The following is a 19,246-nucleotide window of genomic DNA, read 5'->3' as shown; positions in this document are numbered from 1 at the left end:
CAATGGCAAGGCGGGCATATCGAATAAAAAAGCCCCGAGGCCTGGGCGGGGCACGGGGCAAGCGTCGTTCGGTCAGGCGCAGCCGTGGCCTGTGGGCAGCGGAGCGACGGAGCGTGGCAGGTGCAGTGCGCGCTTACCGGATCGGCGATTGCCGCAGTCTGCGCACGCGGGTGTCGTGGCGAGGTGAACAGCAGGTGAAAAAAACGTCAAAAGCAGTCGCCATGGCCGGTGGCGTGCAATCATTTCCCGGCTGCTGCTGAGGAATTGCTATGCGCATTCTGCTGGTCGAAGACAACCGCGACATCCTGGCCAACATGCTCGATTACCTGAGCATCAAGGGCTACAGCGTCGATTGCGCCCAGGACGGCCTGTCCGGGCTGCACCTGGCCGCCACCGAACACTACGACCTGATCGTGCTCGACATCATGCTGCCGGGCCTGGACGGCTATACCCTGTGCCAGCGCCTGCGCGAGGATGCCCGACGCGACACGCCGGTGATCATGCTCACCGCGCGCGACCAGTTGGACGACCGCCTGCAGGGTTTCCGCGCCGGTGCCGACGATTACCTGATCAAGCCATTCGCCCTGTCCGAGCTGGCCGCGCGCATCGAGGCGGTGCTGCGCCGAGCTCTGGGCGGCGGTCGACGCAGCCTGCAGGTCGGCGACCTGAGCTATGACCTGGACACCCTGGAGGTCGGCCGTGGTGGCCGCCCGCTCAAGCTCAACCCCATCGGCCTCAAGTTGCTGGCCGTACTGATGCAGAAGAGCCCCCACGTGGTGCGTCGCGAAGCGCTCGAGGCGGCGCTGTGGGGCGACGATTGCCCGGACAGCGACAGCCTGCGCAGCCACATCCACCAGTTGCGCCAGGTGATCGACAAGCCGTTCGCCACCGCACTGCTGCATACCGTGCACGGGGTGGGCTACCGGTTGGCCGAGAGTGGCGATGGAATATAGACAGAGCCTGTCGCGGCGCATCGTCATCGCCTTCATGCTGATGACCGCGCTGGTCGCCGGCGTGTTCGGCCTGGGCATCGTCGAGATCGTCCATACCGTCGAGGAAAAGCTGATGTCCAGCGGCATGGGCAGCGACCTCGACCGATTGCTGCAGATGGAAAGCGTGGACGAGTGGCGACATCGGCCCGAGCCGCAGCAACTGTTCTACTTCAGTGACGGGTGGGGCGATTTCGCCCTGCCTGCGGACCTGCTCGGCCTGAAGCCGGGCTTTCATGAGGTGTTCCGTGGCGACCAGACGTTCTATGCCATCGTGCGCGAGGTGGACGGGCGGCGCTATGTGCTGCTGGAGGACCAAAGCGAATTCGAAGAGCGCGAGCAGGCGCTGTTCGCGGTCGTGCTGGTCGGCTTTCTGTTCTGCGTCATGTCGTCCGGCGTGCTCGGCTATTTGCTGGCCCGGCGAGTGATGGCGCCGGTGATCCGCCTGGCCGGGCAGGTACGCCATCGCGACCAGTTGCTGGCGCTGGCGCCGCCCTTGGCGCCCGACTATGCCCAGGACGAGGTGGGCCAGTTGGCCGCCGCCTTCGACGACACGCTCGGGCACCTGCGCCAGGTGCTGGAGCGCGAGCGGCTGTTTACCAGTGACGTCAGCCACGAACTGCGTACGCCGCTGATGGTGCTGGCCAGCTCCTGCGAGCTGCTATTGGAAAACCCCCATCTGGACCCCCGCGGGCGTAGCCAGGTGCAGCGCATGGCGCGCGCCTGCGAAGAAATGAGCGAACTGGTGCAGACCTTCCTGCTCCTGGCCCGGGCCCAACGCCAGGATACCCTGGCCCCACAGGCGACCCTGACGGAAGTTGCCGACGAACTGGTGGCGCAGTGGCGGCCGGCCATCGAGAGCAAGGGCCTGGACCTGGACTACCGGCAGGGGCAGCCGCACGAGCAGCGCTACAACGCCCCGTTCCTGCGCACGGTGCTGGGCAACCTGCTGCGCAATGCCTGGCACTACACCGAGCACGGGCATATTCGCCTGGTGCTGGAGGGCGACCGCTTTCAGGTCGAGGACAGCGGCGCCGGCATTCCGCCGGGTGAGCGCGAGGCTGTGTTCCAGCCCTTCGTGCGGGGCTCCGGCGAGCGCGGTGACGGCCTCGGGCTGGGGTTATCGCTGGTCCAGCGGATCTGCGAGCTGCAGGGGTGGACGGTGGAGTTGAGCCCGGCGCAGCCCAACGGCTGCCGTTTCAGTGTGCGCTTGCGCGGCGTTGGCGTGGCGGAGTCGCATTGACGTTTTTTTCACAGTCCTTTGACCGGACGTTCACCGGAGCGGGGCTAAGGTTTCGGCAGCCTAGGAGGATGCCTTTCATGCCGACACCTGCTCCCATCGATCTCGAGTTTTCCCGAAAGTACGACTCCGCCCATGCACGCAAGTATTTGCGCAAGCACCAGGAGGGGCTCTGGCGCAAGCTATCCCATTGGCGCGACGAGCAGCTGGCGCGGCGAGCGCTGGCCTTGGCCGGCGAGCCGGGCCTGGTGCTCGACCTGCCTTGCGGGGCCGGGCGCTTCTGGCCGTTGCTGGCGGAAAAGGCCAACCGGGTGATCATCGGCGCGGACAATTCGGCCGACATGCTGGACATTGCCTGTGCCGCCCAGCCGGCTGAAGTGGTAAAGCGGGTACAAACCTTGCAAACGTCAGCGTTCGCAATCGATCTGCCGAACAACGCGGTGGACAGCATCTTCTGCATGCGACTGCTCCACCATATCGGCGGCAGCGCCCACCGGCTGGTGCTATTGCGCGAATGCCAGCGAGTCACGCGGGACAGTTTGATCGTTTCGCTATGGGTGACCGGCAACTTCAAAGCATGGAAGCGTCAGCGCGCCGAGCGGGCCCGGTGCCAGAAAACTGGGCAGGATGGTTACCAGAACCGCTTTGTGTTACCGGCGGCAACCGTCGAATCCGAGTTTCGACAGGCCGGATTCGAGATCCAGGAACGCCTCGACTTCCTGCCGCTGTATGCCATGTGGCGGGTGTATGTCCTCAGAAAGAACGGAGCGTGAAATCAATGCTGTATTCAGCTCAGGCAGTGGAAGGGTTTGCCTATTGGTGGCAACGGCAAGGCGATTGGGTTGAGGAACCTAATGTACGACGTGGCGGTCAAAGCGGGGTTCAGCGTTTGCGCGAAGAGGGCGGACGCCTGCTTTACGCCAAGCGCCAGGTCGGCCACATCTATCGCAGCCTGCTCCATCCCTTCGGACGCCCGACGGTACTGCGTGAGCGCGATGCGCTGATGAGCCTGCGCAAGCTCGGGGTCACGGTTCCGGAGGTGCTTTATTGTGGTGTCGAACGCGATCCCCGGCAAGGCTGGCGCGCCCTGCTGATCACCGCCGACCTGGGCGGTTTCGAGGAGATCGATCGTTGGTACGCCGAAGGCGGTCGCGAGGCGTGTGGCGAGCAGGCGCATCAACGGCTGCTGCAACAGATCGGTGCTACCCTGGCGCGCATGCACCGGGGCGGCTGGCAACACGGCTGCATCTACTCCAAGCACATTTTCGTGCGGGTTCGCGGAGCAGGGGAGCAGGCCGACGTGGAAGTGGCGCTGCTGGACCTGGAGAAAAGCCGGCGCCGTTTCAGCAAAATGAGAGCCGCTCGTCATGATTTGCGGCAATTAAGACGCCATTCGTCATGGAATGAAGCGGATTGGCAACAACTGATCTACGGTTATCAAACGGTGTTTGGTAGCTCTATCAAGGGGTTGCATCAATGAAACTAGAAATCGCTCGAGGTCTTTTCTTCGTCGGTGCCCTTGGCGTGGCCTCCCTGGCCGCAGCCGCCTGGAGCGAACCCGAGTCCGGAGTGGTCAGTGGGTTCGATGCCCTGGGGTATTGCCCCGCTCCGCCGAAGGTGCGCGCGCAACTGCATGCTCAGCTGCGACCCGACCAGGACCTGCTGTTGTTGATGTTCGGCTTGTCCCAGGGGTTGGGGCCGAGAGGCTAAACCCACCGCGTGGACGCACCGATCGATGGCCCCGCCTGTGCGGGGCTTTGTTTTGCCGGCGATTTGAACGGGCGAGCGACATTCCTGTTGCGCCCGCTGGCGCAGGAACACCACGGAAACCCCCACCGCCCGGATCGCTGCGTAGAAAAAAGAAGCCCCGCAAAGGCGGGGCTCAGGTTGCTTCTCAGTGCGCCGGCGCGGGCTCGGGCGCCGGTTTGCGGTCCGGCTTGGCCAGCAGCGTATAGACGCAGGGCAGCACGAACAGGGTGAAAAGCGTGCCGACCGTCATTCCGGTGGCGATCACCAGGCCGATGTCGAAGCGGCTCACCGCGCCGGCCCCGGTGGCGAGGATCAGCGGGATCATCGCGAAGACCATCGAGGCGGTGGTCATCAATACCGGTCGCAGGCGGATCGCCGCGGCTTCTTCCACCGCCTCGCGAATGCTGAGGCCCTTCTCGCGGCGCAACTGGTTGGCGAATTCCACCACCAGGATGCCGTGCTTGCTGATCAGGCCGATCAGCGTCACCAGGCCCACCTGGGTGTAGATGTTCATGCTGGAGAAACCCATGAACAGCGGCACCAGCGCACCACAGATCGACAACGGCACCGTCACCAGGATCACCAGCGGATCGCGGAAGCTCTCGAACTGCGCCGCCAGCACCAGGAAGATGATCGCCAGCGCCAGACCGAAGGTGGCGTACAGCGCGGTGCCTTCCTGCACATACTGGCGGGCCACGCCCGAATAGTCGAAGGCGTAGCCGCGCGGCGCCTCCTCTTCGGCGATCTGCCGCACGGTATCGATGGCCTCGCCCATGCTGACCTTCGGGAAACCCTGGATGACCGCCGCGTTGAGCTGCTGGAACTGGTTCAGCTGGGTCGGCCGCGCCCGTTCGTGCACCTTGATCAGGGTCGACAGCGGCAGCATCTGGCCGCTCTCGCTCTTCACGTAGTAGCTGCCGAGCCAGTCCGGATTGTCGCGGTAGGCGCGCTCCACCTGGGCGATCACCTTGTAGCTGCGGCCATCGATGGTGAAGCGGTTGACCTCGCCTTCGCCGAGCAAGGTAGCCAGGGTCACGCCAAGGTCTTCCATGGACACGTCCATCTGCGCCGCCTTCTCGCGGTCGATCTCCACCACCAGTTCCGGCTTGTCGAAGGCCAGGTCGATGTCGAGGAAGGCGAACTTGCCGGAGTCCAGGGCGCGCTGTTTGATGCGCTCGGTCACCTGCAGCAGCGACTCGTAGTCGTTCGGCGTGTTGATCACGAACTGGAAGGGCAGGCCCTCCGGCGCGCCGGGCAGCGATGGCAGGTTGAAGCCGAAGATCTGCAGGCCGGGAATCGCGGCGAGGCGTTGCTGCACCTCGGGCAGGATTTCCATCTGGGTGCGGTCGCGCTGATCCCAGGGCTTCAGCAGGAAGCCGCCGATGCCCGATTGCACGCCGTTGAAGCCGTTGATCTGGAACGAGGAGTAGTACTCGGGAAACTCCTTGAAGATCTCCACGAACTGGTCGGTGTAGGCGTTCAGGTAATTGAGGTTGGTCGGCTGCGGGGCAGTGGCCATCAGGAAGATGATGCCCTGGTCCTCGTCGGGGGCCAGTTCGCTCTTGGAGAACATCAGCAGCGGCGGGATCAGCAGCAGCACGATCAGGGCGAAGACGATCACCACCGGACGGGTGTTCAGGGTGCCGTGCAGAGCGCGCTGGTAGCGCTGCTTGAGACGGTCGAAGATCACGTCCAGGCGATGGGCCAGGCCGGTGGGGTTCTCCTCGTGGCGCAGCAGCTTGGAGCACATCATCGGCGACAGGGTCAGGGCGACGATGCCGGAGATGATCACCGAGCCGGCCAGGGTGAACGCGAATTCCTTGAACAGCGCGCCGGTCAGACCGCCGAGGAAGCCGATCGGCGCGTACACCGCGGCCAGGGTGATGGTCATCGAGATCACCGGCACGGCGATCTCGCGGGCACCTTCGATGGCCGCATCGAACGGCGTCTTGCCCTCTTCGATGTGGCGATGGATGTTTTCCACCACGACGATGGCATCGTCCACCACCAGGCCGATGGCCAGGACCATGGCCAGCAGCGTCAGCAGGTTGATCGAATAGCCCATCAGCTGCATGAGGAACAGCACGCCGATCATCGACAGTGGAATGGTGATCACCGGGATCAGCACCGAGCGGAACGCGCCGAGGAACAGGAACACCACCACGATGACGATCAGCACTGCCTCGCCGAGGGTCTTCAGTACCTCGTCGATGGAGGCCTGGATGAACAGCGTCGCGTCGTAGGCGATGGAAGCCTTGAGGTTCGGCGGCAGCTGCGACTCCAGCTCCGGCATGATCGCCCGGACTTCCTTGATCACATCCAGCGGGTTGGCGCTGGGCGTGCCCTGGATGCCGATGTAGACCGACGGGATGCCATCGAAGGAGCTGATGGAGTCGTAGTTTTCCGCGCCCATTTCCACCCGCGCCACATCGCGCAGCAGCACACGGGTGTCGCCGATGGTCTTCAGCGGGATAGCGGCGAAGGCGTCGGCGGACTTCAGGTCGGTGGTGGCGTTGATGCTGGTCACCACGTACTCGCCCTTCACCTCGCCGGCGGCGGCGAGGAAGTTGTAGCGGCGCACCGCGCCGGTCACGTCGGCGGCGGTGAGGCCGTAGGCGGCCAGCTTCACCGGGTCGAGCCACAGGCGCATGGCGAAGACCTGGTTGCCGAGAATCTCCGCCTCGGCCATGCCCGGCAGGGTGGCCAGCTTGGGCTGGATGACCCGCGACAGGTAGTCGGTGATCTGCGGATTGGACAGCTCGTCGCTGTAGAAGCTGAGGTACATCAGCGCGGTACCGGTGGCCTCCTTGGCCAGCACCGGGTCTTCGGCATCCTGCGGCAGCTGGTTCTTCACCTCGTTGGCCTTGGCCAGCAGCTCGGTGAACAGGCGGTTGGTGTCGGTGCCGATGCGGGCGTAGACGGAAATCACCGAGACGTTCTGCCGGCTCACCGAGGTCATGTAGTCAATGCCTTCGGCACTGGCCAGGCTCTGCTGCAGCGGCTGGGTGATATAGCCCTGGATGGTCTCGGCGTTGGCGCCGGGGTAGGCGGTGGTCACCGTGATCTGCGCGTTCTCCATCTGCGGATACTGGCGGATGGTCAGCTGCTTGAAGGCCTGCAGGCCGAGCAGCACGATCAGCAGGCTGATCACGGTGGCGAGCACCGGACGGCGGATGAAGGGATCGGTCAAAGCCATGATGTCGTTCCTTTGCCAGCCCGCCTCAGCGGCTGCTGGCCTGGCTGTTCGGGGCGTGCTCTTCCTGCAGCGGATCGTCGCTGATCGTCACGCGGGCGCCGCTATCCAGCTTCAGCTGGCCGGCGGTGACCACCTGTTCGCCGGGCTTCAAGCCCTTGTTCACCACCACCATGCCATCGCGGCGTTCGCCGGTATCGACGAAGCGACGCTGCACGGTGAGTACCGGCTGGCCCTTGTCGTCCTGCTCGACCTTGCCATCCTCGCCCTTCTTCGTTTCGATCACGTAGACCGAGTTGCCGTAGAGGGTGTAGGTGATGGCGGTTTCCGGCACCACCACGACGGGGGCCTCGCCCGGCAGCAGCACTGCCAGGTCGGCGAACATGCCCGGCAGCAGCCGACCTTCCGGATTGTCCAGGGCGGCGCGGATCAGCAGGTTGCGCGTGGCGTCTTCGACCTTGGGGTTGATGGCATCGATCTCGCCGTCGAACACTTCGTCCGGGTAGGCCGCGACCTTGATGCGCACGCGTTCGCCAATGGCCAGCTTGGGCGCGCTCTGCTCCGGCAGGTAGAAGTCCACGTGCAGGCGCGACAGGTCTTGCAGGGTGGCGAGGGTGGTGCCGGTGGCGACGTAGTCGCCGACGTCCACCTGGCGAATGCCGATGGTACCGGCGAAGGGCGCGAGGATGCGCTTCTTGTCCAGGGTCGCCTTGAGCTGCGCGACGCTGGCGTTGGCCTTTTGCAACTGCGCCGAAAGGCGGTCGAACTCGCTCTTGGAAATCGCCTGGCGGTTGACCAGGCTGCGGCCGCGTTCGAACTCGACCTTGGCCAGGCCCAGCTCGGCTTCGGCGGTAGCCAGGCTGGCCTGTTCCACGGCGCTGTCCAGCTGCACCAGCGGCTGGTTCAGCGCGACCTTTTCGCCGGAGCGGAACAGCAGTTCCTTGACCGTGCCGCCGACTTCGACGGTCAGGTCCACGCCCTGGAACGCGCGCAGCGTACCGATGGCGGGCAGACGGCTCTGCCAGGGCATCTGCTCGGCCTTCGCAGCGGCCACGCTGATCGGCGGCGGCGGTGCCGAGAAGGCTTTGCCCATCTGGATGAAGGAGTTGATTTTGTAGGCGGCGAGAGCGGCGATCACGAGGAGCACGGCTGCCAGCATGATCAGCATGCGACGGAGCAACATATTCCGGTTCCTTGGCAAGGCGCTAGGCAGCGCCGGGAATAGGCGAGCAGGGCACCATAGTGCCAGTTGACGAAGTAGTCAAAAAGAGCCCAATTGCAAAAGATTGCGATTAACCATGCCGGGAACGGTGCGTTGCGTCGAGCGGTGCAATGGAGCCGGATCGCCCCGCGTCAGTCCTCGTGCAGGGTCGACAGGTAGGCCGCCATGTCCAGCGCCGCCTGCTTGCCGACGCCGAGGTCGGGCATCGCCGATTCCGGGGCAATCGACTGCGGCTGGCGCAGCCAGCGCACCAGGTTTTCCGGGGTGTTGGGCAGCACGCCGGCCAGGTACTTGCGGTCGGCCAGGCCGGTCAGCGGCGGGCCGACGTGGATGTCCGCGCCGACGATGCCGGGGATGACATGGCAGGCGGTGCAGGCGTGCTGGTGGAAGGCCTGCTCCCCGGCATCGGCGTAACCGGTGCCGACGCCGGGAACCTCCAGGTAGGAGGCATCGCAGGCGCCCAGCAGGCCCGCGAGCAATGCGCTCGACAGCAGGCGGGCGGCTTGGCGGATGGGCGGGTTCATCGTTGAGCCTCCATAGCCCGGGGGCGGTATCCGGCAGCGTTGGCGCGCATGGCCTGGTATTGCACCGGAGACAGGCGGGACAGGCGCTCGATGAAGGCCACCAGATCCCAGATGCCCTCGTCGTCCAGGCGGTATTTCCAGGCGGGCATGCCGGTCATCTTGATGCCGTGCTTGATGGCCCAGTGGATGTTGCGGGTCGGCCAGCGACGCGCGGTTTCCACCAGGTTCGCCGGGATCGGCGTCATGCCCAGGGCGAACGGCTCGGGCGCGACGCCAGGGCCGCCGTGGCATCGTTCGCAATGCGCGACGTAGAGGCCTAGACCGCGTTCGACACGGGCCTGGTCGTCCAGTTCGGGCACCACGGTGCCGCTGGCGTGGTGGGCGATGGAATAGCGCATCACCGTATCGGTCAGCCAGTACACCGGTGCGGTGTGCTGGCCGGTGGCGGCCACGTTGTAGAGGCCCAGGTAGATGAAGGCCAGCGCGCCCAGCGGGATCGCCAGCAAGACGGCGACGGCGATCATCCAGTGGCGGCGCGTCATCGAGGGCTCCTCTTCGATCAGTCCAGTTGCTGCAGGAAGGCGGCGATATCGCGCGCTTGCGCCGCCGACAGGCCGACGTCCGGCATGACGGTGCCCGGCGCCACGGCCTGCGGCGATTGCAGCCAGGTCACCATGTCCTGTTCGGTATTGGGCAGCAGCCCGGCGATATAGCCGCGGCGCGCCATGTGCTCCAGCGGCGGGCCGACCTTGCCGCGGGCGCCGGGAACGCGGGGGATAAGGTGGCAACTGCCGCAGCCGTAGCGGTCCGCCAGTTGGCGCCCGCGCTCCGGGTCGCCGGCATAGGGGCCCATCTTGTCCGCCTGGGTGGGCTGGCAGGCGCCCAGCAGCAGGCAGATCGCCAGGAAGCCGGCGCGCGAGCGGTCAGTCATCGCCCGGCCCTCCGTTGCGGCCGGCCGGCACGCGGGCGTCGCCCTCGTCCCGCAGCACGCGCGCCGTCAGTACCAGCCCGGCGGCGAGGAACACCAGCCCAGAGGGAATCCACATGATCAGGCCGCCGAGTCGCTGATCATCCAGTGGGCTCAGGCCAAAAAGCATGGTGGTCTCCAGGTATGGCGCATACCACACCGAGGGCGAGAAGGTCAGCAGGGCACCAAGCAGGCTGCTGTGCACGGCAGTGGTGAACACGTAGATGACCCCGCCGGCATTCTGGGTGCCGGTGCCCTGCAGCAGCGCCCACCAGAACAGCAGTGCCGAGACGAAGAAACTGGCGTGCTGCAGGGCATGCACCCCATCGTTGAGCACGCTGGCGTCGAACAATGCCGGCAGGTGCCAGCCCCACAGCACCAGGGCGTGCGTCAGCCAGGCGCCGTGGGCGGAGCTGAGCCAGCTCCAGCCGCTGCGCAGCCAGCCGATGCGCTGCATGCCGCCGAACAGCTGTCGACCGCCGGCCGGCAGGCCCCACAGCAGGATGCCTCCCGGTCGGCTGAGTACCAGCAGCGGCGCCGCCACCAGCATCAGCAGTTCGTGCTGCAGCATGTGCGCGGAGAACAGGTAGCCGCCAAGCGGGTCGAGCGGCGGGCCGAGCGCCACCACCAGCGACAGCCAGCCGGCGCAGAACAGCCAGGCGCTGCGCCGGGCAGCGGCGCCGTCGGCCGCGCGGGCCCGCTGTTTCAGCACCCATCGACCGCGCAGATAGAGCGCTGCGCTGAGGATCAACAGCACCCAGGTCCAGGGGTCGAGGGAGAACCATTGCGGGCCCTCGTGCGGATCGGCGTCGACCACATGGGCCCAGGCTCCGGGCGCCAGGGCCAGCAACGGCGGGCAAAGTAAGATCGCGCGTCTCATCGGCAGCTCCCCACGATCACGATGGGCACCGTCTGCATCAGAATCACCGCGCAGAACAGCAGGCTCAGCCCCAGCCCGCTGCGGCCGAGGAAGGGCTGCGAGGGGCCGCTGCCGATGGTGTGGCGGTTGCTTTTCAGGCAGGCCAGTACGCCGCCTAGCGCCAACGACAGAGCCGCCACGCTGATGGCGTACAACAGCCAGCGGGCATCATGTTCGCAGGCCCAGCCGGATACCGCGTAGACCAGGCCCAGGTGGCCGGCCCAGGCCAGCGGACCCGCGAACCAGGCGAGCGCCAAGATCAGCGACGGCGCTTTGTGTTGCGGCAGGGATTCTTGTGTCATGCAAGGCTCCTCACAGCAAGCGCGGCGACCAGTACAGGACCAGGTACAGCGGGATCCACACCAGCCCGACGAAGTACCAGTAGAGGGTGTCCACCACCACCGCGAGCTGGCGCTTCTGGGTGAAGAAGCCGAGCAGGCCGAGCAGCACCACCACGGCGGTGCCGATCACCGCGGAGACGACATGGATGAAGTGGAAGCCGGAAATGGTCCAGACGATCGAGCCGTAGGGGTTCTCGTCCCAACGCACCTCGAGGGCTTGGAACTGCTGCCAGCGCGAGACCAGCACCAGGCCGGCGAGCACCACGCTGGCAGCTGCGCCGAGGACGAACTTGCCGCGCTCGTCGTTGCTGAGCTTGCGCCCGGCCCACCACATGGTCACGCAACTGAGCAGCAGCATGGCCAGGTTCAGCGTCGGCCACAGCAAATCCGGCGGCTCGACGCCCTGCGGCGGCCAGTGCGGCTGGTACAGCCGCAGGTAGAAATAGCTGGCGATGAAGCTCGCCACCACCGTGGCCTCCACCAGGACCAGGCCGAGGATGCCCCACCACAACGGCGCCTCGCGGCCGGCCTGGAAGCGGGAAAACTGGCTGACATCGATGATCTGCCTATCCATCTCAATCCTCCCGCCAGGGCCGGTGTGGCCACAGCCAGCCGACGATCATGAAGAAGCTGAAGAAGAAGCCGAACACGAAGAACCAGCCACTGAACATGAAGCCGATGAAGCCCGTGGCCACGGCGACTGCCAGCAGCGCCGGCCAGATCGATGGATTCGGCAGCACCACCACTGTTTGCGGCTGGGCATCGAGCACGCTGGTCGAAACCACCTCGCGGCGATCGGCGCGCAGGCCGACCACCTTGCCGAGGTCGTCGAGGGTCTGCACCTCGCCGGGACTGTCCTTGCGCCATAGCGGCCAGCGGCTGTCGACGATCGGGATGTTGCGGAGGTTGTAGTTGGCCGGCGGCGAGTCGGTGGCCCATTCCAGGCTGTCCGCACCCCACGGATTGGGCCCGGCGACGGCGCCGCGTCGGTGTGCATGGAAGGCGTTGATGAAGGTCAGCAGCGTGCCGGCGGCGAAAACGAAGGCTCCCACGGTGGCCAGCAGGTTCAGCGGCCCCCAGCCCATTTCCATCAGGTAGGTGTAGACCCGCCTGGGCATGCCCTCGAAGCCCAACTGGTGCATGGGGAAGAAGGTCAGGTTGAAACCGATGAACATCAGCGCGCAGCTCCAGCGGCCGAGGCGCTCCGACATCAGCCGGCCGAACAGCTTCGGATACCAGTAGTAGAGCGCGCCGAACAGCGGGAACACCGCGCCACCGATCAGCACGTAATGGAAGTGGGCGACCACGAAGTAGCTGTCGTGCACCTGGCGGTCGAAGGGCACCGAGGCGACCATTACCCCGGTCAGGCCGCCGAGCACGAAAATGGCGAAGAAGCCGAGGATGAACAGCATCGGCGTGGCGAAGCGGATCCGTGCGCCCCACAGGGTGGCGATCCAGCAGAAGATCTGGATGCCGCTGGGCACCGCGATCATCATGCTCGCCGCGGTGAAGAAGCTCAGGCCCAGCTGCGGCAGGCCGGTGGCGAACATGTGGTGCACCCACAGGCCGAAGGAGATGAAGCCGATACCCACCAGCGACAGCACCACCGCGCTGTAGCCGAACACCGGGCGGCGGGTGAAGGTAACGATGATCGAGGAAATCATGCCCAGCGCCGGCACCAGGATGATGTACACCTCGGGGTGGCCGAAGAACCAGAACAGGTGCTGCCAGAGCAGCGGCTGGCCACCGGCCTCGGCGACGAAGAACAGCGTGTCGAAGGTGCGATCCAGCGCCAGTAGCACGCTGGCTACGATCACCGAGGGCATGGCGAAGACGATCATGAACGACATCACCAGGATCGACCAGACGAACAGCGGCATGCGGCTCAGCGACATGCCCGGCGCGCGCTGCTTGAGAATGGTGACGATCAGCTCGACCGCCGCCGCCAGGGCCGACACCTCGATGAAGGTGATGACGGTGGTCCACACATCGGCGCCTTGCCCCGGCGAAAACTTCTGGCCGGCCAGCGGCACGTAGCTGAACCAGCCATCGTCCGGTGCCATGCCCAGAAACAGCGTCAGATACAGCGCGATGCCAGCGATCAGGTAGACGTAGTAGCCGAAGGCGTTGAGGCGGGGGAAGGCCATGTCGCGGGTGCCGATCATCAGTGGCACCAGGTAGATGCCGAAGCCCTCCATCGCCGGCACGGCGAAGAAGAACATCATGGTGGTGCCGTGCATGGTGAACAGCTGGTTGTACAGCTCTGGGCCGATCAGGCCGTTTTCCGGGGAGATCAGCTGCAGGCGCATCAGCAGGGCCAGCACGCCGGCGATCATGAAGAAGATGAAGGACGTGACGATGAAGCGCAGGCCGATCTTGCGCTGGTTGACCTGGGTAAACCAACCGATGAACCCGGTCGGCGATTGCCAGGTGCGGTCGAGCATGTCGCGTTCGAGTGCCTCCATCCTGCTGCGTTCTCCTATTCCAGTGCCTGGAGGTAATCCAGCAGCGCCTCCAATACTTTCGGCTGCATGGCCGTGGCCGGCATCAGGGCGCCGGGCTTGCTGCTCTGCGGATCGCTGATCCAGCCGGCCAGGTGCCCGCGCGTATTGGGCAGGGTTCCTGCCGCGAGGGTCTGGCGGGAGGCCAGGTGGGTCAGGTCCGGAGCGTCGTTGCCGTCGGCGCGGGTGCCACGGATGCTGTGGCAGGTGGCGCAGCCCTTGTCGAGGAATACCTGCCGGCCCGCGCTGGCCATGGCCGCCGGAACGGCCGGCTGGGCTTGGTGGTCGAGCCAGCGCTGGAACGCATCCGGCGCCTGCACCACCACCTTGAAGGCCATCAGGCTGTGCTGGTCGCCGCAGAATTCGGCGCATTGCCCGCGATAAACGCCAGGCTGCGGAATGTTCAGCCAGGCAACGTTGGTCATGCCGGGGATCATGTCGGTCTTGCCGTCCAGATTCGGCGCCCAGAAGCTGTGGATCACATCGCTGGAGCGCAGCAGCAGTTTCACCGGTTGTCCGGCCGGCACCTGCAGTTCGTTGGCGGTGACCGCCAGCAGGCGCTCGTCGGCATCGAAGTAGCGCAGCTCCCACCACCAGCGCTTGCCCACCACCTCGACGGTCAGCGCCGCCTCCGGATAGGGCCGCGAGGCAGCCTGGCCGACCAGCATGCTGGCGACCGCGAAACCGGTGAGGATAAGCAGCGGTAGCCCCACGCCCCCCAGCAGCACCAAGTTGCGACTGCCCCGTTCGGCGAGGCTGTGCGGCTGCGCACCACGGCCGCGGAGAATGGCCAGGCCACCCAGCAACATGACCGCGACGAACACCAGCGCGTAGACCGCGATCATCCACCAGGTGAGGTTGGCGATCAGCGTGGCCGGTGGCGCGTGGGGTGCCAGCGCGGACTGTAGCGGCGGTTGCTCGCCCGCCAGCCCCCACCGAGGCCACCAGGCGGCGATGGAGGTGAACGAGAGCAGCGCTGTCAGTGGCTTGTGCATGGATCGTCCGACGGATGAAGCGAGAAACGGCCGCGGTGCCGGTGGAAAGCGATGGCGGTACGCGTTCTATTGCCCGTAGGCCATGGTGGTCAGCAGGGCCAGTTCCGCCTGGCGCGAATCCAGCCGGGTGTGCTGCACGACGATGGGCACGTCGGATTCGAACAGACTGGCGTAGTCGGTATCGGTGGGGACCGGCTGCGGGTCCTTCAATTCGTTGAAACGCAGGTGCAGCGTGCGGCGCGGCGCGACGGTCACGTGGTAGGGGCCAACCGGTTCGCGGTCGACGAAGAACAGGGTGACCGTCACGTTCGCCGGCTTGTCACCGGCATTCAGCAGGCAGGCGGTTTCATGGCTGGTGAGCTGGCGCGAGTCGCTGCTGCTCGAAGGGGGGATGTAGCCTTCGGCGATTGCCCAGCGGGTCTTTCCAATACCTTCCATCGTCGCGACTCCTGTGCGGGGGCTCGAATAGAGCCGGGTTCATGACGTCGTAGATACGGGGTCTGGTAGTTCTGACTGAGCTTTGCGACCGGGGTTTCCTGATCGTGCGCATTTGCCGCCGGCAATCGGCAAGGACCGGCCGCAGGTGGGTATGGGGGAGTAGGAGGGGAGCGCTCCCCTTCGCCGGTTGGCGGAAGAGGAGCGCGGGCGCGATCAGGCGCTGAGACGGCGGGTGAGGTCGGTGAGCTGGCTGGAGAGGACCTGCAGGTCCTGGCTGGCGGCCTGGGTGCGCTGCACGTTCTCCTGGTTGGTGGTGGCGATGGCGGTGATCTCGGTGAGGTTGCGCGAGATGTCCTCGGCCACCGAGGTCTGCTCTTCGGCGGCGGTGGCGATCTGCCGATTCATGTCGCGGATCGCTTCCACCGCGCCGGTGATGCGCTGCAGCATCTCGCCGGCCTGGGTCACCTGGTCGACGCCTTCCTCGCTGCGGGTCTGGCCGCTCTCGATGGCGCGCACCGCGTTGACCGCGCCGGTCTGCACGGTGTCGATGATCTGGTGGATCTCGGCGGTGGACTCGGCGGTGCGCTGGGCCAGGGTGCGCACCTCGTCGGCGACCACCGCGAAGCCGCGCCCGGCATCGCCGGCGCGAGCCGCTTCGATGGCCGCGTTGAGTGCCAGCAGGTTGGTCTGCTCGGCGATGCCGCGGATCACTTCCAGCACCTTGCCGATGCGGCCGCTGTCGCTTTCCAGGCGACGGATCACCTCGGCGGTATTGGCGATCTCACCGCGAATCCCGGTGATGGTCTGGATGGTCGCGCGCATCACCGAGTCGCCCTGCTGCGAGGAGGCCTCGGCATCATCAGCCGCATGGGCGGCCTCGGCCGCATGGCGGGCCACCTCCTGGGCGGTGGCGGACATCTCGTGCATCGCCGTGGCCACCTGGTCGGTGCGGGTGAATTGCTCGTTGGTGCCCTGGGTCATCAGCGCGGCGATGGCGTTCAGCTCGTGGCTGGCATGGTCCAGCTCGCCGGTACTGCTCTTCAGGCGGCTGAAGATATCGGCGAGGAAGTCCCGCAGGGTATTGGCCGCCACCGCCAGGCGGCCCAGTTCATCGCGCCGGCTGACATCGACCCGGTCGCCGAAATTGCCGCGGCTCAGCTGGGCGATGTGGTCGATCAGACGAGTGATGGGCGCGATCAGATTGCGATTGATCAACCACAGGCTGAGCAGGCCCACCACCACGCTCGAGGCCAGCATGATCAGCGTGCCGAGCAGAATGGTGCGGTCGGCTTCGCGACCGATGGCCTTGGCCTGCTCCTGGCTTTGCTCATGCAGTGTCTTGACCAGTTCGCTCATTTGCTCGCTGGCGGCGCGGTCGATGCCCTTCACCGCGGCATCGCCGGCCTTGGGGTCGGCTCCGGCGGCGACGAACGCATCGCGGCCCCGGCGGTAGGCGGCACCCAGAGTCTGGTGCTCGCTGCGCAGGCGCTCGATCTGGTTCCTGAGCGGCGGGGCGAGGTCTTTCAATGCCAGCAGGCTCGTCAGTTCGTCCTGGACCTTGCGCTCCTGCTCCTCGAACTGGCCCCAGTACTTGGTCAGGCTGGCCGGATCGGAACCGCGTAGCAGCACGTTCTTCCATTCCTGGACCTGGATCTTGAATTCGACGTTGGCTTCGTCCACCAGTTGGGAGGCGGCAACGGGGCCGTCGAGCAGACCCCGGTAGGCCTGGATGCCGCCCGAGAGAAAGCTGAAGCAGGCCAGGGCAATCAGCAGGATCAGCGCCAGGCTGCCACCCAACAGCGTAAGGATCTGAGCACGCAAGGAGCTTTGCAGGAACATGGGTCTTTGCCTCGAGTTGGAGGATGTCGTGCACTGTGCGCACTGCGGCACGAGATACCCGTGAGGTGCTGGCCAGCAGCCAGCCGCGCAGTGCTTCGTTCCGAGTATAGGTCGGCCGCCGCGCTTTACTGTTGAGCGAGCGGCCAGGTATTTGGATGAACGGTGCGGTTCAGGCCAGGCGCAGATGGTTGTCCCATAGCCCCGCGGGCAGTTCCAGCGCCTGGCTGACGATATGCGGGGTACGGCAGTCGTAGAGCCGGCAGCGGCCGATCCCGGCGCTGACCACGAAGCCGTCCGTCACTGCGCCGACACCGGCGCAATCGGCCAGCGGCGTGTCCAGGCGCAACTCGCCGCTGTCCAGGTCCCAGACGAAGAAGCGCCCGCCGCGCGGCGCGGTCATGGCCAGCAGGCGCAACTTGTCGTGGATGGCCAGGCTGGCGGTGTACTGGTTCATCGCCACGCGCTGCGCCTCGCCGAGCGGGAAGGGCTGGAAGGGCTGGCCGGGTCGCTTGATCGCCAGCAGCGGAACCGCATCGGCGGGGTCGCCCTGGTACTGCTGGCCGGACACGATGGTGCCGTCGGCGGCCACCGCCAGGTGGCGCACGCTGTTCATCGACTCGGCCAGACGCTCCTGGCTGAGCAGGTCGCCGCTCCGGCTCATCAACACCAGGCTGGGCTCCATGGCGTCCAGGTTGAGCATCTCGCGGCTGTCCGCCTCGGTGCGAATGCCGCCATTGGCCACCACCAGGGTTTCGCCGTCGGGCATCCACAGCAACTGGTGCGGTCCGATGCCATGGCTGGAGTGCTCGCCGGTACGCACCAGCTGCGAGGCCTGCAGGCGATAGACGCCAATCACACCGCGTCCCGGTTCGTCGGTATCGTTCTCGGTGGCGTACAGCCAGTCGCCGCCCTTGTGGAACACCGCATGGCCGTAGAAGTGGCGATTGGCCGGGGTGTCCAGCACCTGGAGCAGGCGACCGTCACGGGTATCGATCAGGTAGCTCTGGCGGCTCGGCCGTCGGCCGACGAACAGCGCCAGCGGCAGGCTCGGATGCGGAACCACATCGTGGCAGCGCTCGCCGACAGGGGTGGCGAAGGCCCGCTCGCCATCCAGGCGATAGCCGACCGCATAGTGCTTGCCGTTACTGTCGTCGCGGGCCGACAGCAGCAGCGGCTGCGGGCCATGCTGGGTGAGTTTCCAGCCCCCGAGGGCGGAAGCGGCCAGGGCAGCGGCGCCGAGGCCGAGAAAGGCTCTGCGGCGCATGCTCAGTCTCCGTCGTGGGCGTTGAAACCGAGGGAAATACCCAGCACCTTGGCCATCTCGCTGCCTTGCAGGCGATGCAGCCGGTCGAGGCTGTCGTAGAGGTCGTTCAGCAGTTGCTGGCCATCCGGGTTGCCGAGCAGTTCGTCGAGCGGGCGGTCCAGTGCCGCCAGTTGCTGGCGAGTGTCGGCGAAGGCAGCGTCGATACGCTCGGCCAGCGACTGGTGCTCGGCGTCGAGCAACTGGCGCAGGCCATCGTGGTCGGCGCCGTGCCACAGGCGTTCGGCACCGGCCAGGCTGGCGGCCAGGCTGGCCAGGGACGACTGGCTGCGCCAGCCTTCGGCCTGGTAGGGCTGCGGGTGGCCCTTGCTCTGCCGGCCGAGTGGGGCGCCGAGTTTCTTCTTCAAGCCATCCAGGCCGGTGACCTGGGTGCGCAGCAATTCGGCCACGGCCTCGTCGGCCTCGGCGTAGCGCTCGTTGGGGAACTTGCGCAGTTGCGCGGCCATGCCGTGCTCGCCCTGCCACTGGCCGAGCACATCGCTGGAGAGGGCTTGCTGATGCTGACCGATGGCGACCAGCAGCGGGCAGTAGCGGGCCTTGCGCTCGGCATCCTTGAGGTCGATGCCGCTGTCGAACAGCAGGTATTCGTAGGCGGTCAGCCCCTGGACCACCACGCTGGCGCGCTCCACGTCCTCCCGCTTCAACCGCGGCTTGCTGTTCAGCAGGCCCTCGACCTGGCGAGCCACCAGATTCTTCTTGTCCGGCCAGAACTGCACCTGCCAGGTGCGATTGCCCTCGGCCAGCGGGCCTACGAGCATCGGTTGCAGGGCGGCCCAGGCGCTCTGCGCGGTGAGGAAGGCCTGCCGCGCGGCGGGCAGGTCCTGGTCGCCGGCGCAGAAGGCCTCGCCGCTGCTGGCCAGTTGCCGGTCGGCTTCGGCCCAGGCGCTGTAGGCGGGCAGCAGCACGCCGTCGGCCAGCGCGGCGCTGATCTTGCCCGGCGGGTCCTGGGCGGTGCAGGCGGCAAGGGCGAGGGCGGCAGCAAGAGTCGACAGCGGGCGCAACATGGAA

The 19,246-nt window shown here is 66.2% G+C and carries 19 protein-coding genes; 5 read left to right on the top strand and 14 right to left on the bottom strand.

Annotated features, from left to right (window positions below; translation table 11 throughout):
- Nucleotides 1–269: 269 nt before the first annotated feature.
- From ACWKV7_RS10110 to ACWKV7_RS10090, 5 genes are all read left to right on the top strand, one after another.
- Entirely contained in the window at nucleotides 270–953 is a 684-nt protein-coding gene (locus ACWKV7_RS10110) for a response regulator transcription factor (RefSeq protein ID WP_483857534.1), read from the top strand.
- Complete coding sequence (locus tag ACWKV7_RS10105) at nucleotides 943–2,232, top strand: sensor histidine kinase (RefSeq protein ID WP_483857533.1); 1,290 nt, start codon at nucleotides 943–945, stop codon at nucleotides 2,230–2,232. The genes ACWKV7_RS10110 and ACWKV7_RS10105 overlap by 11 nt, the downstream gene beginning before the upstream one ends.
- A 77-nt stretch (nucleotides 2,233–2,309) precedes the next feature.
- A complete protein-coding gene (locus ACWKV7_RS10100) occupies nucleotides 2,310–3,002 on the top strand; it encodes a class I SAM-dependent methyltransferase (protein ID WP_483857667.1) in 693 nt (230 codons plus the stop codon).
- A 5-nt stretch (nucleotides 3,003–3,007) separates the two neighbouring features.
- Nucleotides 3,008–3,709 carry a lipopolysaccharide kinase InaA family protein gene (locus tag ACWKV7_RS10095; protein ID WP_483857666.1) on the top strand — a complete coding sequence of 234 codons (702 nt, stop codon included), beginning with the start codon at nucleotides 3,008–3,010 and terminating at the stop codon, nucleotides 3,707–3,709.
- The gene (locus tag ACWKV7_RS10090) at nucleotides 3,706–3,939 is read left to right on the top strand and encodes a hypothetical protein (RefSeq protein WP_483857532.1); all 234 of its coding nucleotides are present in this window, start codon (nucleotides 3,706–3,708) and stop codon (nucleotides 3,937–3,939) included. The genes ACWKV7_RS10095 and ACWKV7_RS10090 overlap by 4 nt, the downstream gene beginning before the upstream one ends.
- A gap of 184 nt (nucleotides 3,940–4,123) precedes the next feature.
- Here ACWKV7_RS10090 and ACWKV7_RS10085 read toward each other — a convergent pair whose 3' ends face one another.
- The 14 genes from ACWKV7_RS10085 to ACWKV7_RS10020 form a co-directional block, all read right to left on the bottom strand.
- Nucleotides 4,124–7,174, bottom strand: coding sequence for a multidrug efflux RND transporter permease subunit (locus tag ACWKV7_RS10085; protein WP_483857531.1), 3,051 nt, complete (start codon nucleotides 7,172–7,174; stop codon nucleotides 4,124–4,126).
- 25 nt (nucleotides 7,175–7,199) lie between these two features.
- Nucleotides 7,200–8,354 (bottom strand): efflux RND transporter periplasmic adaptor subunit, encoded by a 1,155-nt coding sequence (locus ACWKV7_RS10080; RefSeq protein WP_483857530.1) that lies wholly within the window; start codon nucleotides 8,352–8,354, stop codon nucleotides 7,200–7,202.
- Nucleotides 8,355–8,524: 170 nt separating this feature from the next.
- Entirely contained in the window at nucleotides 8,525–8,917 is a 393-nt protein-coding gene (locus tag ACWKV7_RS10075; RefSeq protein ID WP_483857529.1) for a c-type cytochrome, read from the bottom strand.
- Complete coding sequence (locus ACWKV7_RS10070; RefSeq protein WP_483857528.1) at nucleotides 8,914–9,459, bottom strand: c-type cytochrome; 546 nt, start codon at nucleotides 9,457–9,459, stop codon at nucleotides 8,914–8,916. The genes ACWKV7_RS10075 and ACWKV7_RS10070 overlap by 4 nt, the downstream gene beginning before the upstream one ends.
- Nucleotides 9,460–9,476: 17 nt before the next feature.
- Nucleotides 9,477–9,848, bottom strand: coding sequence for a c-type cytochrome (locus tag ACWKV7_RS10065; RefSeq protein WP_483857527.1), 372 nt, complete (start codon nucleotides 9,846–9,848; stop codon nucleotides 9,477–9,479).
- Nucleotides 9,841–10,764, bottom strand: coding sequence for a cytochrome c oxidase assembly protein (locus ACWKV7_RS10060; protein ID WP_483857526.1), 924 nt, complete (start codon nucleotides 10,762–10,764; stop codon nucleotides 9,841–9,843). The genes ACWKV7_RS10065 and ACWKV7_RS10060 overlap by 8 nt, the downstream gene beginning before the upstream one ends.
- Entirely contained in the window at nucleotides 10,761–11,105 is a 345-nt protein-coding gene (locus ACWKV7_RS10055; RefSeq protein WP_483857525.1) for a hypothetical protein, read from the bottom strand. Before ACWKV7_RS10055 ends, ACWKV7_RS10060 begins: the two co-directional genes overlap by 4 nt.
- A gap of 10 nt (nucleotides 11,106–11,115) precedes the next feature.
- Nucleotides 11,116–11,718, bottom strand: a complete 603-nt coding sequence (locus ACWKV7_RS10050; RefSeq protein ID WP_483857524.1) for a cytochrome c oxidase subunit 3 — start codon at nucleotides 11,716–11,718, stop codon at nucleotides 11,116–11,118.
- Between the two features lies 1 nt (nucleotide 11,719).
- Nucleotides 11,720–13,609: a cytochrome c oxidase subunit I gene (gene ctaD, locus ACWKV7_RS10045; RefSeq protein ID WP_483857523.1), complete on the bottom strand. Its 1,890-nt coding sequence runs from the start codon at nucleotides 13,607–13,609 to the stop codon at nucleotides 11,720–11,722.
- A 14-nt stretch (nucleotides 13,610–13,623) separates the two neighbouring features.
- Nucleotides 13,624–14,640, bottom strand: coding sequence for a cytochrome c oxidase subunit II (gene coxB / locus ACWKV7_RS10040; protein ID WP_483857522.1), 1,017 nt, complete (start codon nucleotides 14,638–14,640; stop codon nucleotides 13,624–13,626).
- 66 nt (nucleotides 14,641–14,706) lie between these two features.
- Entirely contained in the window at nucleotides 14,707–15,078 is a 372-nt protein-coding gene (locus tag ACWKV7_RS10035; RefSeq protein WP_483857521.1) for a sensory rhodopsin transducer, read from the bottom strand.
- Nucleotides 15,079–15,291: 213 nt separating this feature from the next.
- Nucleotides 15,292–16,917 carry a methyl-accepting chemotaxis protein gene (locus ACWKV7_RS10030; protein ID WP_487249206.1) on the bottom strand — a complete coding sequence of 542 codons (1,626 nt, stop codon included), beginning with the start codon at nucleotides 16,915–16,917 and terminating at the stop codon, nucleotides 15,292–15,294.
- A 169-nt stretch (nucleotides 16,918–17,086) separates the two neighbouring features.
- Nucleotides 17,087–18,181 (bottom strand): DUF1513 domain-containing protein, encoded by a 1,095-nt coding sequence (locus tag ACWKV7_RS10025; RefSeq protein WP_483857520.1) that lies wholly within the window; start codon nucleotides 18,179–18,181, stop codon nucleotides 17,087–17,089.
- Nucleotides 18,182–18,183: 2 nt separating this feature from the next.
- Complete coding sequence (locus ACWKV7_RS10020; RefSeq protein ID WP_483857519.1) at nucleotides 18,184–19,242, bottom strand: imelysin family protein; 1,059 nt, start codon at nucleotides 19,240–19,242, stop codon at nucleotides 18,184–18,186.
- Between the last annotated feature and the right edge of the window lie 4 nt (nucleotides 19,243–19,246).

It is taken from the genome of Zestomonas ipomoeae, assembly GCF_057128665.1.
The sequence above is the reverse complement of the archived record's forward strand: the minus strand, read 5'-3'. Positions and strand labels throughout refer to the sequence as shown.

Bases quoted from the DNA above. Each gene is read 5' to 3' on its own strand.
- ACWKV7_RS10060 (WP_483857526.1), bottom strand. From the start codon at position 10,764: ATGAGACGCGCGATCTTACTTTGCCCGCCGTTGCTGGCCCTGGCGCCC.
- ACWKV7_RS10100 (WP_483857667.1), top strand. From the start codon at position 2,310: ATGCCGACACCTGCTCCCATCGATCTCGAGTTTTCCCGAAAGTACGAC.
- ACWKV7_RS10050 (WP_483857524.1), bottom strand. From the start codon at position 11,718: ATGGATAGGCAGATCATCGATGTCAGCCAGTTTTCCCGCTTCCAGGCC.
- ACWKV7_RS10035 (WP_483857521.1), bottom strand. From the start codon at position 15,078: ATGGAAGGTATTGGAAAGACCCGCTGGGCAATCGCCGAAGGCTACATC.
- ACWKV7_RS10095 (WP_483857666.1), top strand. From the start codon at position 3,008: ATGCTGTATTCAGCTCAGGCAGTGGAAGGGTTTGCCTATTGGTGGCAA.
- ACWKV7_RS10020 (WP_483857519.1), bottom strand. From the start codon at position 19,242: ATGTTGCGCCCGCTGTCGACTCTTGCTGCCGCCCTCGCCCTTGCCGCC.
- ACWKV7_RS10030 (WP_487249206.1), bottom strand. From the start codon at position 16,917: ATGTTCCTGCAAAGCTCCTTGCGTGCTCAGATCCTTACGCTGTTGGGT.
- ACWKV7_RS10105 (WP_483857533.1), top strand. From the start codon at position 943: ATGGAATATAGACAGAGCCTGTCGCGGCGCATCGTCATCGCCTTCATG.
- ACWKV7_RS10075 (WP_483857529.1), bottom strand. From the start codon at position 8,917: ATGAACCCGCCCATCCGCCAAGCCGCCCGCCTGCTGTCGAGCGCATTG.
- ACWKV7_RS10065 (WP_483857527.1), bottom strand. From the start codon at position 9,848: ATGACTGACCGCTCGCGCGCCGGCTTCCTGGCGATCTGCCTGCTGCTG.
- ACWKV7_RS10025 (WP_483857520.1), bottom strand. From the start codon at position 18,181: ATGCGCCGCAGAGCCTTTCTCGGCCTCGGCGCCGCTGCCCTGGCCGCT.
- ACWKV7_RS10070 (WP_483857528.1), bottom strand. From the start codon at position 9,459: ATGACGCGCCGCCACTGGATGATCGCCGTCGCCGTCTTGCTGGCGATC.
- ACWKV7_RS10090 (WP_483857532.1), top strand. From the start codon at position 3,706: ATGAAACTAGAAATCGCTCGAGGTCTTTTCTTCGTCGGTGCCCTTGGC.
- ctaD (WP_483857523.1), bottom strand. From the start codon at position 13,609: ATGGAGGCACTCGAACGCGACATGCTCGACCGCACCTGGCAATCGCCG.
- ACWKV7_RS10085 (WP_483857531.1), bottom strand. From the start codon at position 7,174: ATGGCTTTGACCGATCCCTTCATCCGCCGTCCGGTGCTCGCCACCGTG.
- ACWKV7_RS10080 (WP_483857530.1), bottom strand. From the start codon at position 8,354: ATGTTGCTCCGTCGCATGCTGATCATGCTGGCAGCCGTGCTCCTCGTG.
- ACWKV7_RS10110 (WP_483857534.1), top strand. From the start codon at position 270: ATGCGCATTCTGCTGGTCGAAGACAACCGCGACATCCTGGCCAACATG.
- ACWKV7_RS10055 (WP_483857525.1), bottom strand. From the start codon at position 11,105: ATGACACAAGAATCCCTGCCGCAACACAAAGCGCCGTCGCTGATCTTG.
- coxB (WP_483857522.1), bottom strand. From the start codon at position 14,640: ATGCACAAGCCACTGACAGCGCTGCTCTCGTTCACCTCCATCGCCGCC.